The organism is Streptomyces sp. NBC_00354 (assembly GCF_036106915.1).
Classification (GTDB): domain Bacteria; phylum Actinomycetota; class Actinomycetes; order Streptomycetales; family Streptomycetaceae; genus Streptomyces.
Map to the genome: position 1 here is coordinate 8505985 of NZ_CP107983.1, position 14913 is coordinate 8520897.

The following is a 14913-nucleotide window of genomic DNA, read 5'->3' on the forward strand; positions in this document are numbered from 1 at the left end:
CCGACACTTCCCTCTCCTGGCCTAAAGCCAGTCGCGGAGTGAGCGCTCGAGGACCTTTCCGGGTGAATTGGCTGCTCACGCCTGTGCGTTTGTTGCGTAGGCGTAGTCGCCAAGTTGCAGCACCACCTGATCGCTTGACTCGTGCACTGCCCTCGCAGAGGTGGTGGCCGGTGCGGTGCGTGTGCCGCGTACGGTCAGCGCATGCACGATCAGCGAGACCAGGAAGAAGACGGAAGCAAGCCGGAGCACGGGCAGGCTGCCCCGCCCACCGGCACCACCGACGGGGCTGCAGAGGCCGAAGCGGTGATGTTCGTGTGCGCGACGTGCGGCGCCGCCCTGACGGGGCCACTGACCAGGCTGCCCGCCGTTCCCGAAGCTCCGTACTACGCATGGTGGGACGCCGATGAGCCGGGTCCCTCACCGGCGACCGTGCCGTCAGGCTGCTATGCGATCGAAACGGAACCCTACGGTGCACCCTTGGTCGTCGCCCAGGTGCCCGGGCCGGTGATGCCACGCCACGGAGGCCACTGGAACGTGGACGGAAAGCCGTTGGTGTCGCAGGGCCCGCGAGGCAACATCGTCATCAACCCGGACGACGCCCGCGGCCTGCGGCTTGAGCACGCCTCTCCCGCCTGCTGCGGAGCGACCCCCGACGGCGGAATGAACCAGCTGTGCGCCTGCGGAGCCCTCGTCGCGACCCTCTGCTCCGACTGCTGCCTGCCCTACGAGCTCCATCTCTCGGCCGACCACGTCCGCAAGGTCCGCCCCTGAACCAACAGCAGGCCCCTGCAACATCCCACCCCCTATCCAACGCCTGCCCGGCAACGGCTGCTGCTGCCCGGCATGACGCCCCCTGCATGTCCGGCATGCTGGCAGTCGAGGGAACGGGCAGCTCCCACCTCGTGGAGGTGGGAGCTGCCCGCAGCCCGTGTAGAGGCCGGCGCACAACCTGGTGTCGAGCCTCCCGAACTGTCCGTGACCTGCTCGGTTTCGTCTCGGGTGATGGCCAGATCCCACGCGGGATCGAACGAGTCAGGCGGAAAGATGCCGAGCCATGCCGCGACGAAGGGCAGCCTGTCGTAGTTGATCGTCTCGGGTGCGTTGTAGGGGACCTTGGAGGTGTCCTTGGGGAGGCAGTTGTAGCGGCCGACGGCGATGTCGCCGAGTTTGCTGGTGGGTATGGCGGACTCACGCTCTACTCGAGGGTGGGAGCCGGGCGCGGAGAAGCGGCCGAGGTGAGATCAACCCTGGCGAGTGGTCTTCGTACGCACCGGCGCCATTCGAGTGGGTTTCCCGGCAAGAACGTTTGGCCCCGAAACCCGCCTACAGAGCCAGTCATCCAGTGGCGCGCGGATCTGCAGGGGCGGGCTGACGGTCAGGGCATTTCGTCCGGGTCGCAGGTTGCCCGGCGCAGGCCGATGGTGCGCAGGGCGCGCATCAGTCCTTCCTCGTCGCCCGCGCGGACGATGTGGACGGCCCCCTCGACAGTAAAGCCGTCGAGGTCGCCGGGGGCCGCGTCGGCTCTGGTGCGGAGTACGACCCCGCTCGGCGGGTCCAGGGCGCGTACGCCGTGGAAGATGCCGAATGCGGCCGGGTCGTCGCGGAAGCCTCCGGCCAGGGTGAGCACGGTGATGTCGGGGAGCAGGACCCGGGCGTGCGCGAGGGCGACGTCGGGCGTGTGGGCGTGGGAGATGACCTGGAAGTGGGGGTTGCGCTGGATCCGCGACCTCAGCCGCTCCAGTTCCTCGCCTTCCGGTACGCCGACCACCAGGACTGTCATCACAGTTCCTCATTCTCCGCCTGTGTCGCGCGTTGAGCGGGACGTCGGTGAGCGCGGCGCCTCGCGGCGAGGTGGCTCGGGCAGGGGCTGGGCGGGGCCGGGTGCGAGGCTCCGGGTATGCGGCTGGTGCCGTCACGTACGAAACGGATGTTCAACGATCAGCTACAGCGTGCAGCGGATAGAGGACGGACGTCACGGTCACTGATCGATGCGCGGGCTGTCGCAAACGGCATTCCGGGTGGCAGACTCCTCGATCATGGCGAATAGCGGACTGTGGGTCGGCATTCTCACTGCGCTGACCGCGCTCGGAGCCAGCTACATAACCGCCCGGGCGACCTCCCGCGCGGCGCTGGCCCAAGCACGAACAACCACGACGGCGCAGGCCCTTCGTGAACAGCGCGACCGGCGTCGATCCACCTACCGGGAGATGATGGACTGCGCGCACGCATTCAACGAGGTCACCTGGCAGATCGACGACGTCGACGCCGCGCGTGACCGCGAGACCAAGGACCGGCTCCTGACGCGGATGTATGAGGGCATCGGCCCGGCCATCGGAAACATGAACAAGGCAACCCATGAGGTTCGGCTCGACGGTCCTGCCGAGGTTTCCGCCGCGGCGGAGCAGGTGCGGCAGATGGCGCGACGCCTGCAGCCGCTGCTGAAGGCGCTCATCGGCGACGACACTCCCGAGCGGAGACTCGACTACGACGCTGCGTACCGGGATTTCCGGGGCACCTACATCACGTTCGTCGGCCTGGCGCAACAAGCGTTGGAGGTCAGGGACGAGGAAGGGTGAACCCCCCCAGAGGGGAGCCCTCGTGGCCTACGCAGCATGCCTTCGTAACCGGCCGTAGCCGGGGAACTCGAAGTCGCCGCTTTCACGCCCCGTGACCAGGTCTTTCATCGGTTAGCGTGCAGCGCGGGCTCGTCGCCTGTCTGCCGTCCTGTGCCGGCGAAGGCTGGGCGCGCGTGCCCTCGAGGCATGCGTGGCCCTCCCGGAGTCCCTGCCCAGATCAGGCCTGACGCCTCGCCAGCGCATGCGGACGCCGGAGAGGCTGCGGGCCTCTCCGGCGTTTGCTGTGTTGGGCGGCTCCCCAGGACGTGTTCCCGGGGAGCTGTGGGAGTTGTCCGGTTCTCACTTGCCGAGCTTGGCCTTGAGTTCGTCCTTGAGCTGGTCCTTGATGGTCTGCTTGTTGACCTGGCCGCCGGTGCCGGTGCCGTCGCCGCCCACGGCGGTGGCGTCGCCGGTGTTGACGGCGTCGGCGCTGGCGTTGCCGCCGGTGGCGTTGCCGGTCTTGATGTCGCATCCGCCCTCGCAGTTGCCGACGCCGCTGCTGGCGTTGCCGCCGGTGGCGGTACCGCCGACCGTGGTGTTCTCGGCGTTGGCGTCGCCGCCGGTGCCGATTCCGTCGGCGCTGTCGTCCTGGAGGAGGCTGACGGCCTGCTGCGGGGCGGCGGTGGGTGCGGCCATGGCGGTCGCGGGGAGGGCGATGCCGCCGCCGACCAGTGCCAGGGAAGCTCCGGCCAGAACGATACGACGGGTCGGGAAACGCTCGAACATGGGAATTCTCCATTCGGCATGAATAAGGGTTTGTGAGCCGCCCCGCGGAATAGGCCGGGGAAATTCTTCGGCCTGCTGTTCTCCGGTGGGTTTCCCCGGTGAGGGCGTACTCCAAATAAACCCTGCGGGGCAGCGGGCGTCACGCCACTCGAACACGTGGCTTGACGCCACGAGCCGATCTTGATAGGCGGTCGGTCCGTCGCGGCCCCGTGTGCGGTGCGCACGGGCTTGGCGGCGGCCATACATGCGTGCTCGATCCCCGGAAGGTGCTCCTCGCCGGCGCCGAAGGGCGATAGCAGCGCATCGTTGAGCCTGACATCGTCCGCGTCCAAGCCGGCCCGCCGCAGGAACTTCAGAAGAGCGCCAGAGCCCAGAGCCAGAGCCAGAGCCCAGAGCCCAGGGCGCGGTCGAGGATCTCGCCGTCGCAGAGACGCGGCGCCCGCCCTGGGCGTCCGACGGATGGATGATCACGCGCAAGCCCGGGCTCACTCCCCACCCTGCTGCTCACCGGTCACTCCTGCACTCAGATGGCGACGTCGGGGCGGTACTGCGGGCAGCCGGGTACACCCGTGACGCCTCTCATTTGGCATTCCTAGGGCCTCTAGGTTAAAACTAAGAGTCCTAGGTTTGGGGAGGGTGCATGGCGCGGGCAGGGCTGACGGCGGCGCGTGTGACGATCGCGGGCGCCGAGCTGGCGGACGAGGTCGGGCTCGACCAGGTGACCATGTCGCAGTTGGCGCGGCGGCTGGGCGTGAAGGACGCGAGCCTCTACTCGCATGTCCGAGGCCTGGAGGATCTGCGCGGCCGGATCGCGCTGTTGGCTGCGGACGAGAAGACCATCCGTATCGCGGAGGCGACCTCTGGGCGGGCGGGCAAGGACGCGCTGGTCGCGTTTGCCAACGCCTGGCGGGAGTACGCCCACACACATCCGGGCCGCTACACGGCGACGCAGACTCCGATCCAGATCGACCCCGAACTGGCCGCGAAGGCGTCCGGACCACGGCGCGCGGTCGAGCTGACCTACGGCATGCTGCGCGGCTACGGACTGGCCGAACCGGACCTGACCGACGCGGTCCGGTTGCTGCGCAGCACGTTCCACGGCTTCGTCACCTTGGAGGCCGCGGGCGGGTTCGCACACGAGCGTTCACCGCAGCAGTCCTGGGTCCGCGCACTCGAGGCCCTCCACACCCTCCTGGAGCACTGGCCCCGGTCCCAAGAAGGAGACTCCGCATGACTGGCCCGACCATTGGCAGCCTGCGTGTGAACGGCGCGACCCTGCACTACGAAGTGCGCGGCCAGGGACCGCTCCTGCTACTGGTCCCGGGAGGGACGGGCGGCGTGTCCTCCTTCGACGGGATCGCCGACGACCTGGCCGCCGCATATACCGTTGTGACCTACGACCCGCGCGGCATGTCCCGAAGCACGCTGGACGACCCCGAGGCCGAGCAGCAAGTGGCCGAGCACGCCGATGACGCCCTCCGGATACTGGAACTGCTGTCGCCGGGTGAGCCCGCGCGTGTTTTCGGCTCCAGCTCGGGCGCGATCGCCGCCCTTCACCTGCTCACGGCCCATCCCGAACGCGTCGAACGCCTCGTGGCACATGAGCCGCCGGTAGTGGAGGTCCTGCCGGATGCATCCGCACATCGCCTGCTCATCGCGCGCGTGCAGGCCACACTGCGCGCAGAGGGGCTCATGCCGGCGATGGCTGTGTTCGCCGCGGGCTTGAAGAAGGCCGGCGACAGCATTGAGCAGAAGGCCGAGATCAAGCTTCCGCCGCAGGCAGCGGCGCGGGTTGAGCGGACGATGGCCAACCTGCCCTTCTTCGTTGGGCGCATCGTGCCGAGCTTCATGTCCTACGCCCCCGACATCCAGCGGTTGGAAGCACTGTCGGACCGGCTCGTGCTCGCGTGCGGCCAGGACTCACGCGGCGAGTTGCCCTACCGTCCAGCCGCTTTTCTGGCCGAGCGTCTCGGCACGGACCTCCTGCACTTCCCCGGCGGCCATACCGGCCTGACCACGCACCCCGCCGAGTTCGGCGAGCTCCTTGCCAAGGCCTTCCGAGCCTAGACCCGAGTCAGACACGCCCGGGTCGGCGCCCCGAAGTGGTCACTGGGCATCACATCTGCAGCTGGCCGGGGCATCCTCGTGGCCGCAGTCATGCTGATCCGCTTCCTCTTGGGCAGCGGATCAGCATGGGCTCCAATCAGTTCGCTCCAGCGCGCTCGGCGCGGGCTCGTGTGTTGGCGAGGCGGTCGAGTTCCGTCTGGCCGAGCTCATCAGGTTGACCGCACGCAATCCAGCGTTACGCAGGGCGTGGTGTGGTACTGCGGCACCCGCGTGGTTCCGTCGACGTTCACGTTGTTGTAAGGGTCTCCACTCGGCTGGCTGACCCCGACGTCGTCCTTCTCGACCGTGCGGGTCAGCTTCTTCACGAGCCTGGGCTTCTTGGTGAGGCGCTTGACCGTGCGCAGGTTGTCGGTGTCGGTGTCTGTGTGGACGCTTGCCGTCGTCGTGGTGGGAGTGGCGAAAGCGGTGGAGGAGAGCGAGACGCCTCCGCCGGCCAGGAGGGTGGCGATCAGGAGGGGGACTGTACGTCGGATCCGGGTGGCGGTCATGGTGAAAGGCTCCTGGCGAGAGGTCGTGGAATTCGGTGGGGCAGGTTTCGCCCCTGCGGCGTCTTCGGCGTCAACGGTCACTCCATTGCGCCCCATGTACGGGCCTGCGGTCACGTCACGGAAAGTCGGGGCTTGACAGACCAGCCCACTCGGCCGGTCACCGGCCGGGGGTTTGGTGGCACAGCGGGGCGACAGCGGGGCTGGTGACGCCCTGCGCGGCACAGTGCCGCGCAGGGCGAGGGCGGCTGGCTTTGTGGTCTGCCGGTACAGCGGCGGGGGAGGCCTCTACGGGCGGGTAGGACAGGGTGGACGGAGACGCACTCCGAGGCGGCGGGGGAGTGCGGTGAGGAGCGGGGATGGGCGCCAGCGGCAGATGCCTGTCACCGTGCCGCAGCCGGACGTGTTCTACCGCGGCGGGCGGGTGGTCCTGGTCTGGGACGGCCTGTCCGCACATTGGAGCCGGGCGATGCGGGCTTGGGTCGCCGACCAGGACTGGCTCACCCTGGAGCGATTACCCGCCTACGCTCCCGAGCTGAACCCGGTCGAGCTGCTGTAGTCCTCACTCAAGAAACGCGAACTCGCCAACCTCGCCGGCGACCACCTCGCCGATGTCGCCGACGCCACCGAACAAGGCATCCACCGCATCAACCACAACCCACAACTGCCATGGTCCTTCCTCGCCCACACCGGCCTGATCATCCACCCGCCACACCCACCGAACTTACGAGAAGATCAGTAGGCGCGGGCTCGTGTGCTTGCGAGGCGGCAGGAGCCGGTGCCGGTCTCGATGATGGGGCCTCACCTGATGCCGATTCCGCTGGGAACCCGGATCGGCCGTACCGGCTCCGTCCCGATCTCGACGTCCGGCAGGTTCCGCTCGTCGGCGACGACGGCCTTGGCGCGGCGGGACCCGGGCGGCCACGGCGGGAACGCGGACGCGGGCGAAACACCCTGGAAGTGTGCGGGGTCCCTACTGGTCCGTAACGGCGAAGACCTGGGTTCCCCATCCGGCCGGGGTGGCCACCATGTGCTGTGCCAGGTCTCGCAGCTCGCTCGACTCGGGCGACATCCGCCCGATGTCGATGTTGACGCACATGAACGCGACCAGTCCGAGAGTTCTGTCTTCCAGCGGTATGGTGGTCGCCTTGACGATTTGTCCGGTAGCGGGCTGCCGCAGCCTGTAAGCGACCTTGGGTCCCGTCCAGCGGCGCCCGTATGCCCGTACGACATCCTCACCGAAAACCGAGACCGGGTCACCTTCCCGGCGGCCGGTGATGGAATTCTTGATCGTGTGGATGGAGTTCAGTGGGTCTCGGGTGTCATGGAGGACGAACTCGATCGGCAGACCGCTGAAGGTCTCCCCGAGGGCGTCGGTTATCTTGCCGAACTGACGCAGTATGTATTCGCGCTGCTCGCCCAGCTGTTTGGGTTCGACCAGGTGCCGGTACCGGCGGCGGTAGCGTCGGCGCACCCGATCGATCGCGAGAGCCGCAGGGGGAGAAATGGCATTCCTGTTGCGCTCGGCCAGGTACAGCAGGTCGATGGCGGCTCGAGGCTCACGATTTTTCAACAAGTAATTGCAGGCTGCGATGACCTCGGCCATGTCGAGATGGATTTTTCCGTCCGCGCCGACCCCGACCGGATAATTCTCCAGTTCGGCCAGCGGACGCCCCTGTAAGATCGTTTCAGAGGATGGTCGCCACGCCGTCATGGCCATGGTTACCAGAACGCCCACCACGGCGCCGATCGTCGTGCTCAGAATTTCGGTGAGCATGAGCTACCCCCTTGGATTTCCGGTGACGCGTCAGTTGGTGAGGTGCAGGCTAGGGTCGCGCGCGAAAAGCATTCGAACCAGGCAGCGCCGCCTATCGGCGCCCGAGAATTGAGATCGCCCGTGGAGGATCAGGTCGTCGTTGATGACGAGCAGTTCGCCGGGTCGAAGACTGTGGTTGAGCTGAACTTCAGGACGCATGATCGCCGCGTCCAGGGCGTCGAGGGCCCCGACCTCGGAGGGTGTTAGCGGTACGCCGGTGATCTCGGCCGCCATTTCGATGCGCTGACGGTTCCAGTGGACCTTCACGTCGGTACGGCTGAGATCGAATACAGGTGCAAAGAATACGGGGTCTCCTCCGGCCGGGGTGACGTGTGTGCGTTCGAACGCGAATGGTCGACAGAGGCGTTCAAAGTGCTGCGGATGTTCTCGCCGCACGATGTTCATCACGGTGAGAGTGCTGACGAGCGTGGTGCGGCCACCTTCGGCTGCGGCCTCGACGCAGAGCAGTGACGATATGTAGATCTGGTGCCCGTAAGGCTCCATTGCGCCGTCGTTGTGAATGTCGATCGCGTCTCGCGATTTCGAGGTGTAGACGCCTTGCTGAAACCTGCCGTTCGAGCGGAAGCGATCGACTCCCTCATAGCGGACAAGCCACTTCAGGGACGAGCCGGCGGGTGGTCCTTGACGCAGGGGTCGGCCCAGACGGCTCAAGAGATCCATTGCGACCTCGGCGGAGCCCTCGGGGTCGAGTGGGTTCACCGAGAGGCCCGTCACGACGGCGAAGCCGAAGTAGATGTTCAACTGGTCGGATATTTGCCGAGCGACAGATCCGTGATCGTTTTTATACGGAATGGGGAGCTCGATGGAAGATTTTGCCTGTTCTGCCAGCCAGTCGCGCACGGATCCTGCTCCTTGTCTCGTCGATCTGTGAACGTCTGACGAAGTGATCTCTTTGCCCTGGGGGACAGGTGAGGTGACGCCGGGCATGACTTTTCCGTTGGCCGGCTCGGGGTCGTCTCTTCGGAGGTAGACTCCACGCTCGGCGGATCCCATGCAGGCGGCGATCTCTCGTGACCTGCCCGCCCCCTGTCGCTGAATTGATCCACTCGATTGGAAGATCTCCGATGCGTGCGAAGTTCGATCACTCAGGCGCCCCCTCCCCTTGCCAGCCATTGCCTCCCCTCCCGCTGGGCCCTTACTCCCCTACCGTTACCGCCGGAGGGTTCGTATTCGTCTCAGCCCAAGCGGGAGTCGATCCGGTAACCGGAGAGGTCCCGTCGGGGGGATTCGACCAGGAATGCAAACAAGCATTTGTGAATCTGCTGCAGGCAGTTGCTTCTGCGGGTGCATCAGCGCGTGACGTGGTGAAAGCCACCGTGCTGTTCTCGGACGCAGAGGACTTTCCGACGGTGAACGCGGTGTTCGCCGAGTTCTTCCCCGACCATCCGCCGGCCAGAACGGCGGCCGTCGTGCAGCTGATGGGTGACAAGCGGATTGCAGTCGATGCGATCGCCGTAGCCTCCGGTGACGCAACGACGTAGCGAGAAGGCTCGGGCGGGGCGCCATCGCGCGGCGACGTGCACCGGAAGGTGCGCGGCAGTTCACGCCCGAAGGGCGCTCCGGCGGCCGGTGCGCCCTGCTCCCACGGGCGGGAGTCTGCCGAGGGAGGATCTCATCGGCCTCGGGGGCAGTGGATCCGTTCGGTTGCAGGGGCCGCCGGATCGGTGCCGCGGTTTGGTATGCAACTGCTTCTGCATGCAAGCGAGTTACCCCGACACGCTGATCGTTGAACTACGAGCTTCCGGCGAAGTGGCAAGCCCGCATCAGGGGTGCTGTGGGGGTGGCGCCCGTTCCTGGTGAGCCGGCACTGAGGCCGGGGGTCGCCTCGTGAGTCGTGTCCTGTTTCTGATTCTGAGTTTCGCCTGACGTGACTGGTGTGCGGCCGCTGTTCTGGACGGATTCGTTGTCCTTCGCCGCCGCTGGGTCGTCGAACGAACCCTGGCCTGTGGATGATGCCTGCCCACCGACACGCACGCGACGACGAACGCTCCGAAACCTTCTGGGCTTCCATCACCCCTCATGACCCGCCGGACCACCACGACATCGCGGTGTCCTACGCGCGTGGAAGTAGCGGCTCACTTCGATCTCGGCCCCCTGGGGTTGCGGCCGGAAGCGATGGCCGCCGGCGTGATCTCTTGGTGGACTGCTGCCGGCAAGGCCGGTGCCAGCGGGTTCCGCCTGCCCTCGTCGCGTACGATCGCCGCGACGAGGGGGAGGGCATGGAGGACGTTTTCGATCTGAGTGGAACGCCGCCGCAGGGCTGGATGCATGCCCTTTTCGGTGGCGGGCCCTACGGTGATGACGTCGGCCGGTGTGTGCCCGGCCCGCCTGCGCCGGAGGCTGTTGCTGTTCCGCTTCCGGAGGGCGGCGAGTTCGTGTACCGGCTGGTTACGGTGGGCTCGTGGTCGGCGCCCGATGACCCGATCGCCGTCTACAACGACACGGGACCGGTGCCCGAGCCGCCTCTGTCGGAGCTGGAGAAGTTCTGGCTCAGCCGTCGTGCCGACCGGTAGGCCGAGCTTGCCGAACGGTCATGCCCCAGCCAGATGGGCAGTGACACAGCGGTGACGGTACCCGGGAACACATAGCAGCGCCTGCCGTACCGCGCTGCCACGGTCCGGTAGTTCTTCAGCCGGTCAACAGCGTCTTCGACCCGCCGGCATTCCACCGGCGGGCCTGCTCACGGTACCGATGCCAGGCTCTGGCCGGGGGACGAGTCGCAGGAGCCTCGGGCACCACCTGTTGAAGCCTCGACGGTCCGCCAAGGCGTGTCAGTCTGTCGTACCTCCGGAGACCCGTACGTGCGCGAGGCCGTGCTCCTTGAAGCGGATGTCGACGTCCATGAGGTCGGCGCGACCGTCGCCGTCCACATCGACATCGGGCGACGAGCAGAGATCTGCTTCCAGACAGTCGCGGTTGACCTCTGCGTCTGGGTAAGTGGTGTGTAGCCACGCTTCCGCCTCCGCACGCGTGACCTCGAAGTCCATGTGGTACCAAGTGGTCTGCCACTGGCCCTTCGTACATCGCTTGTTCCGGGCGGTCTCGGGGGGCTGGTTGGTGTGGAGGAAGCGGATGGCTTGGCCGCACGAGACAGGCGCCTTTCCGTCCATTTCCAAACTGGCCCCGTGCAGCCACCAGCCCATGTACGTCAGCACGGTGACGACAGCTCCGCTCGTGAGCCATATCGCAATCTTTCTGCGTCGAGTGGACAAGGGAACCTCCTGGAAGATGATCACTGAACATGTTCAAAGATGCATCTTGGTCGTACTTGGTTCCATGTCGCCTCACAAGCACGCGATGTCTACCCGGCAGAGTCGGGCAATCGGCATCCAGCCGGGGCTGCGCGCCCGCACACCAAGGAGCCTCCGCCATCGGGATGACCCAGATCGGGGGAGGCGGCGGGCGGCCCGGCCGCCCTGGCCGTCGCCACCCTGCAGGCCCGACCCACACCGCGTCGGCACTGGCAGGCAAGGCGGACCCGTGCCAGGACACCGCGGGCCCGAACCGCAGCGTTGTTCACACGCGTGAGCGCTCGCTTCCATCGCCGTCGGCAGGGTCACCCGCAGCGACCGTATCGACAGGCCCAGTTGTGGCCTGTAGGGAGCAGCGCGGCGCAGGCGCGCGGGCCCGGCGCCGGACCACATCTTTGGTGAGGAGCTGTCGTTGTGCCTGGTGAAGGGGCGGCCGACCGACCGCGGCGTTTACTGTCGTGCGGTGAAGGGGTGTGGGGGCGTTGGTGGCGGGGTCGGATAGGCGGAGTGTGCTGGTGACGGGGGCGACGGGTGGGTTCGGCCGGGTGATCGTGTTCCGTCTCGCGGCCGCGGGCTGGGACGTGATCGCCGGAGCACGCGATATGGACAAGGCCCGCAACCTCGTAGCGGAGGCCGCTGAGCGTGGCCTGGCCCTGCGCACGGTGCGGCTGGACGTCGCCTGCGAGCAGTCCTGTTGCCAGGCGCTGGAGGAGTCGGCCGAGATGACCGGTGACGGCCCGTGGGCCCTGGTCAACAACGCCGGCATTCCGCAGGCGGGCGCGGTCGCCGATGTCGATGACGAACAGGCCCGGCGCCTGCTGGAGGTGAACCTGCTGGGTCCGGCCCGGCTGTGCCGGATGGTTCTGCCGGGCATGGCCGCCCGCGGCGGCGGCCGGATCGTCAACATCTCCTCCGGGCTGGGCCGGGTGCCGTGGCCGATGGGTGCCTGGTACAGCGCGGGAAAGCACGCCCTCTCCGCCCTCACCCACTGCCTGCGCGTAGAGACAGCCCACCTGGGCATCCGCGTCAGCCTGGTCGAACCCGGCGCGTTCGCCACTCCCATGCTCAGCCGCGCCCTGGACGACCTCGAGACCGTCCGCAACCCCGCGAACCCCGGCTACACCGCCACCACACGCCTGTTCACCTCCTTGGACCGGCGCGTACCCGGTCCCGAACCGGTGGCCCGAACCGTCGAGACGTGCCTGACGGCCCGTCGGCCACGCCCCCGCTACGTCGTCGGCCGCGACGCCCGTCTCCTGGTCCCGCTCCACACCCTGCTGCCGCTGGCGTGGACCGACCGTCTCAAGCACGCGGTCACCGGCCTTCCCCGCACCCCCCAACCCGCCGCCCCGCCGGCGCCCCAGCCCACCGAGCAGGCCGCGGCCGCCAAGGAGACGGCGTGAGCCGCTACAGCCGCATCACTCATGCCGCAGTCCACCTGCCCGTCCGACGCCAGCGCGGCACCGAGATCGAACAACTCCTGCGGCGCCACAGCCCTTCCCTCAAACTCCCCGCCGGTCTCCTGCAGCGCACCTTCGGCCTCGAGCAGCGCACCGTCGCCGACCCCGGTGACCTGCCCTCCGACCTCGCCGCCCGCGCCGCCGCCCAGCTCCTTCACACCGCCCGCCTGGGTACGGCCGACATCGACCTGCTCCTCTTCGCGGCCGTCAGCGCCGACGTCCGCGAACCCGCCAACGCCCACATCGTCGCGGCGAAGACGGGCCTGTCCTGCCCGGCCTTCGACATCGGCAATGCCTGCAACGGAATCATCAACGCCCTCCAGGTCGCCGACGCCCTCATCCGCACCGGCCAGCACCGCCGCGTCCTGATCACCTGCGGGGAGACCCTCACCCGTCTCTCCCGCTGGAACCTCACCCGCGACCAGCTGCGCACCGGACTGACCTCGCTGACCGGTGCGGACCTGGGCGCCGCCCTTCTGGTGGAGGCCTCACCCGTCCCGGGCATCACCGGATCGGTGTTTCTCGCGAACTCCGCGGGATGGCATGCCGCAACCCTCTACGACCCCCACCACGCCCCCGACCACCCTCAGGGCCTTCACGTCGACTCGGAAGCGCTGCTGGGCTCCTTCGTCGACCTGGACGTCCAGGGGGTCCAGTGGCTCAAGGAACAGCACGTCGATGTCGGCGACCTCGATCTCGTCTGCGTTCACCAGCCGTCCGTGCCCTTCGTGGACACCTTCCGCACCCGCATGGGCATCGACACCGCGCAGATCATCCCCACCTTCCCGCACACCGGGAACGCCGCCGCCGCGACCCTTCCCCTCCAACTCGCCCACGCCGTCGGCCGCCGACGGCTGGCCCCGGGTGACACGGTCGCGGAGCGTGTCAGAAAGATCGTGTAAGTCCGTGATGTGACAGCCTGGCCCGGGGCTCGGCCTCGGGCCCTTGGGCCGGGCGGATCGGACGAGTCATGGCGGACAAAGACGAAGCGGCCGCGTCCGTGGCCGGCGACAAGACGGTCGATGAGGTCGTCCAGCGGTTGCTGGACAAGGCTGATGCCTCCGGGGCGGCCCTGCTGGGTGAGGGCGGGCTGCTGACGGAGGTCACCAAGGCTGTTCTGGAGCGTGCTCTGGAAGCCGAGATGAGTGAACATCTCGGCTACGAGCGTGGAGATTCCGCAGGTCACGGGTCGGGGAACTCGCGCAACGGAACGTCATCCAAGACGGTCCTGACCGATGCCGGCGCGGTCACTTTGGCGGTGCCCAGGGACCGCAACGGCGAGTTCGAACCGCGTCTGGTCCCGAAGAACGCCCGCCGGCTGGCGGGGTTCAATGACCGGATCCTCTCGCTCTACGCCCGCGGGATGAGCGTGCGGGACATCCGCTCCCACCTCGCGCAGATCTACGGGGTCGAGGTCAGTCCCGATCTGATCAGCAAGGTCACCGATGCCGTGATCGACGAGCTCGTGACCTGGCAGAACCGGCCCCTGGATGCGGTCTGGCCGATCATCTACATCGACGCTTTGTGGGTGAAGATCCGGTCCGGTTCAGTGACCTCGAAGCCCGTCTATCTGGCCGTCGGCGTGGACATGGACGGTCGCAAGGACGTCCTCGGTCTGTGGGTCGGAGCCGAGGGCGAAGGCGCCACCACCTGGATGGCAGTCCTGTCGGAGCTGCGGAACCGGGGCATCGAGGACGTCTGCATCGTCGTCTGCGACGGGTTGAAGGGCCTGCCCGACGCGGTCACGGCGACCTGGCCCAAGGCCACCGTCCAAACGTGCGTGATCCACCTGACCAGAGCCTCGCTCAGGCTGTCGTCTGTGCGGGACCACCCGAAACTGGTGCCGTCCCTGAAGGCCATCTACACGGCCCCCACCGAGCAGGCCGCCGAACAGGCCCTTGACGTGTTTGAGGCCTCTGAGCTGGGCGAACGCTACCCGGCGATCGTGCGGACCTGGCGGTCGGCCTGGCCGGAGTTCACACCTTACCCGGCGTTTCCGCCGGCCATAAGGACGGTGGTCTACTCCACGAACATGGTCGAGTCCATGAACGCCCGCCTCCGCAAAGCCACCCGCAACCGCGGCCACTTCCCCTCGGAGCAGGCCGCGTTGAAGGTTCTCTACCTCGCGGTCCGCGAACAGATCAACCCCAAAGCGCGCGACGCGAACCACGTCGCCGCACACTGGAAAGAGGCACTGAACCAGTTCTCACTCTTCTTCGAGGACCGGCTCAGCATCCAATGAAATCAGCCGACTTACACAAGATCGCTGACACGCCCACGCCGTCGGCCGCCGACGGCTGGCCCCGGGTGACACGGTCGCGCTCTTCGGACTGGCCAGCGGCGCCAGTGGCGCGGTGATGCTACTGCGCTGGTGACACGCAGGCCTCGGGCCGGCGGTGCCGTCCCGCGTAC

17 protein-coding genes are annotated in these 14913 nt (G+C 67.5%); 10 read left to right on the forward strand and 7 right to left on the reverse strand.

The annotated features are described in order from the left end of the window. Positions 1-201: 201 nt before the first annotated feature. A complete protein-coding gene (locus OHT74_RS39280) occupies positions 202-771 on the forward strand; it encodes a hypothetical protein (RefSeq protein ID WP_328623018.1) in 570 nt (189 codons plus the stop codon). A gap of 604 nt (positions 772-1375) precedes the next feature. On the opposite strand, the gene OHT74_RS39285 is transcribed toward OHT74_RS39280, so the two are convergent. Beyond that, positions 1376-1780, reverse strand: coding sequence for a hypothetical protein (locus OHT74_RS39285; RefSeq protein WP_328623019.1), 405 nt, complete (start codon positions 1778-1780; stop codon positions 1376-1378). Positions 1781-1988: 208 nt separating this feature from the next. Here OHT74_RS39285 and OHT74_RS39290 point away from each other — a divergent pair, with 208 nt between their 5' ends. Continuing rightward, positions 1989-2576: a hypothetical protein gene (locus OHT74_RS39290; protein ID WP_328623020.1), complete on the forward strand. Its 588-nt coding sequence runs from the start codon at positions 1989-1991 to the stop codon at positions 2574-2576. Positions 2577-2915: 339 nt separating this feature from the next. Here the strand turns inward: OHT74_RS39290 and OHT74_RS39295 are convergent, their stop codons facing one another. Continuing rightward, the gene (locus OHT74_RS39295) at positions 2916-3341 is read right to left on the reverse strand and encodes a hypothetical protein (RefSeq protein ID WP_328623021.1); all 426 of its coding nucleotides are present in this window, start codon (positions 3339-3341) and stop codon (positions 2916-2918) included. A 640-nt stretch (positions 3342-3981) separates the two neighbouring features. Between OHT74_RS39295 and OHT74_RS39300 the strand changes: the two genes are divergently transcribed. Both OHT74_RS39300 and OHT74_RS39305 read left to right on the forward strand, forming a co-directional pair. Continuing rightward, positions 3982-4575 carry a TetR/AcrR family transcriptional regulator gene (locus tag OHT74_RS39300; RefSeq protein WP_266671771.1) on the forward strand — a complete coding sequence of 198 codons (594 nt, stop codon included), beginning with the start codon at positions 3982-3984 and terminating at the stop codon, positions 4573-4575. Beyond that, the gene (locus OHT74_RS39305; protein WP_328623022.1) at positions 4572-5408 is read left to right on the forward strand and encodes an alpha/beta fold hydrolase; all 837 of its coding nucleotides are present in this window, start codon (positions 4572-4574) and stop codon (positions 5406-5408) included. Before OHT74_RS39300 ends, OHT74_RS39305 begins: the two co-directional genes overlap by 4 nt. Positions 5409-5617: 209 nt before the next feature. Here OHT74_RS39305 and OHT74_RS39310 read toward each other — a convergent pair whose 3' ends face one another. Then, entirely contained in the window at positions 5618-5956 is a 339-nt protein-coding gene (locus tag OHT74_RS39310) for a hypothetical protein (RefSeq protein WP_266671775.1), read from the reverse strand. 373 nt (positions 5957-6329) lie between these two features. Here OHT74_RS39310 and OHT74_RS39315 point away from each other — a divergent pair, with 373 nt between their 5' ends. Further along, a complete protein-coding gene (locus OHT74_RS39315; protein ID WP_328623023.1) occupies positions 6330-6512 on the forward strand; it encodes a transposase in 183 nt (60 codons plus the stop codon). Between the two features lie 3 nt (positions 6513-6515). Here OHT74_RS39315 and OHT74_RS39320 read toward each other — a convergent pair whose 3' ends face one another. From OHT74_RS39320 to OHT74_RS39330, 3 genes are all read right to left on the reverse strand, one after another. Further along, positions 6516-6659, reverse strand: a complete 144-nt coding sequence (locus OHT74_RS39320) for a hypothetical protein (protein ID WP_328623024.1) — start codon at positions 6657-6659, stop codon at positions 6516-6518. Positions 6660-6926: 267 nt separating this feature from the next. After that, positions 6927-7730, reverse strand: coding sequence for a PAS domain-containing protein (locus tag OHT74_RS39325; protein WP_328623025.1), 804 nt, complete (start codon positions 7728-7730; stop codon positions 6927-6929). Positions 7731-7760: 30 nt separating this feature from the next. Continuing rightward, positions 7761-8630 carry a TauD/TfdA family dioxygenase gene (locus tag OHT74_RS39330; protein ID WP_266671791.1) on the reverse strand — a complete coding sequence of 290 codons (870 nt, stop codon included), beginning with the start codon at positions 8628-8630 and terminating at the stop codon, positions 7761-7763. Positions 8631-8854: 224 nt separating this feature from the next. Between OHT74_RS39330 and OHT74_RS39335 the strand changes: the two genes are divergently transcribed. Continuing rightward, positions 8855-9271 (forward strand): RidA family protein, encoded by a 417-nt coding sequence (locus tag OHT74_RS39335; protein ID WP_266671793.1) that lies wholly within the window; start codon positions 8855-8857, stop codon positions 9269-9271. Between the two features lie 738 nt (positions 9272-10009). Continuing rightward, positions 10010-10303, forward strand: coding sequence for a hypothetical protein (locus tag OHT74_RS39340; protein WP_328623026.1), 294 nt, complete (start codon positions 10010-10012; stop codon positions 10301-10303). Positions 10304-10561: 258 nt separating this feature from the next. Here the strand turns inward: OHT74_RS39340 and OHT74_RS39345 are convergent, their stop codons facing one another. After that, the gene (locus tag OHT74_RS39345) at positions 10562-11026 is read right to left on the reverse strand and encodes a hypothetical protein (protein ID WP_266671798.1); all 465 of its coding nucleotides are present in this window, start codon (positions 11024-11026) and stop codon (positions 10562-10564) included. 530 nt (positions 11027-11556) lie between these two features. Here OHT74_RS39345 and OHT74_RS39350 point away from each other — a divergent pair. The 3 genes from OHT74_RS39350 (at position 11557) to OHT74_RS39360 (ending at position 14743) form a co-directional block, all read left to right on the forward strand. Continuing rightward, the gene (locus tag OHT74_RS39350) at positions 11557-12444 is read left to right on the forward strand and encodes an SDR family NAD(P)-dependent oxidoreductase (protein WP_328623027.1); all 888 of its coding nucleotides are present in this window, start codon (positions 11557-11559) and stop codon (positions 12442-12444) included. Continuing rightward, positions 12441-13403: a 3-oxoacyl-ACP synthase III family protein gene (locus OHT74_RS39355; RefSeq protein ID WP_328623028.1), complete on the forward strand. Its 963-nt coding sequence runs from the start codon at positions 12441-12443 to the stop codon at positions 13401-13403. Before OHT74_RS39350 ends, OHT74_RS39355 begins: the two co-directional genes overlap by 4 nt. Positions 13404-13471: 68 nt before the next feature. Further along, entirely contained in the window at positions 13472-14743 is a 1272-nt protein-coding gene (locus OHT74_RS39360) for an IS256 family transposase (RefSeq protein WP_328623005.1), read from the forward strand. Positions 14744-14913 lie beyond the last annotated feature (170 nt).

What these genes read in the sequence shown, in the direction of transcription:
- OHT74_RS39340 (WP_328623026.1), top strand. Translation starts at nt 10,010, where the DNA reads ATGGAGGACGTTTTCGATCTGAGTGGAACGCCGCCGCAGGGCTGGATG.
- OHT74_RS39290 (WP_328623020.1), top strand. Translation starts at nt 1,989, where the DNA reads ATGCGCGGGCTGTCGCAAACGGCATTCCGGGTGGCAGACTCCTCGATC.
- OHT74_RS39285 (WP_328623019.1), bottom strand. Translation starts at nt 1,780, where the DNA reads ATGACAGTCCTGGTGGTCGGCGTACCGGAAGGCGAGGAACTGGAGCGG.
- OHT74_RS39305 (WP_328623022.1), top strand. Translation starts at nt 4,572, where the DNA reads ATGACTGGCCCGACCATTGGCAGCCTGCGTGTGAACGGCGCGACCCTG.
- OHT74_RS39310 (WP_266671775.1), bottom strand. Translation starts at nt 5,956, where the DNA reads ATGACCGCCACCCGGATCCGACGTACAGTCCCCCTCCTGATCGCCACC.
- OHT74_RS39325 (WP_328623025.1), bottom strand. Translation starts at nt 7,730, where the DNA reads ATGCTCACCGAAATTCTGAGCACGACGATCGGCGCCGTGGTGGGCGTT.
- OHT74_RS39335 (WP_266671793.1), top strand. Translation starts at nt 8,855, where the DNA reads ATGCGTGCGAAGTTCGATCACTCAGGCGCCCCCTCCCCTTGCCAGCCA.
- OHT74_RS39315 (WP_328623023.1), top strand. Translation starts at nt 6,330, where the DNA reads ATGCCTGTCACCGTGCCGCAGCCGGACGTGTTCTACCGCGGCGGGCGG.
- OHT74_RS39295 (WP_328623021.1), bottom strand. Translation starts at nt 3,341, where the DNA reads ATGTTCGAGCGTTTCCCGACCCGTCGTATCGTTCTGGCCGGAGCTTCC.
- OHT74_RS39360 (WP_328623005.1), top strand. Translation starts at nt 13,472, where the DNA reads ATGGCGGACAAAGACGAAGCGGCCGCGTCCGTGGCCGGCGACAAGACG.
- OHT74_RS39300 (WP_266671771.1), top strand. Translation starts at nt 3,982, where the DNA reads ATGGCGCGGGCAGGGCTGACGGCGGCGCGTGTGACGATCGCGGGCGCC.
- OHT74_RS39280 (WP_328623018.1), top strand. Translation starts at nt 202, where the DNA reads ATGCACGATCAGCGAGACCAGGAAGAAGACGGAAGCAAGCCGGAGCAC.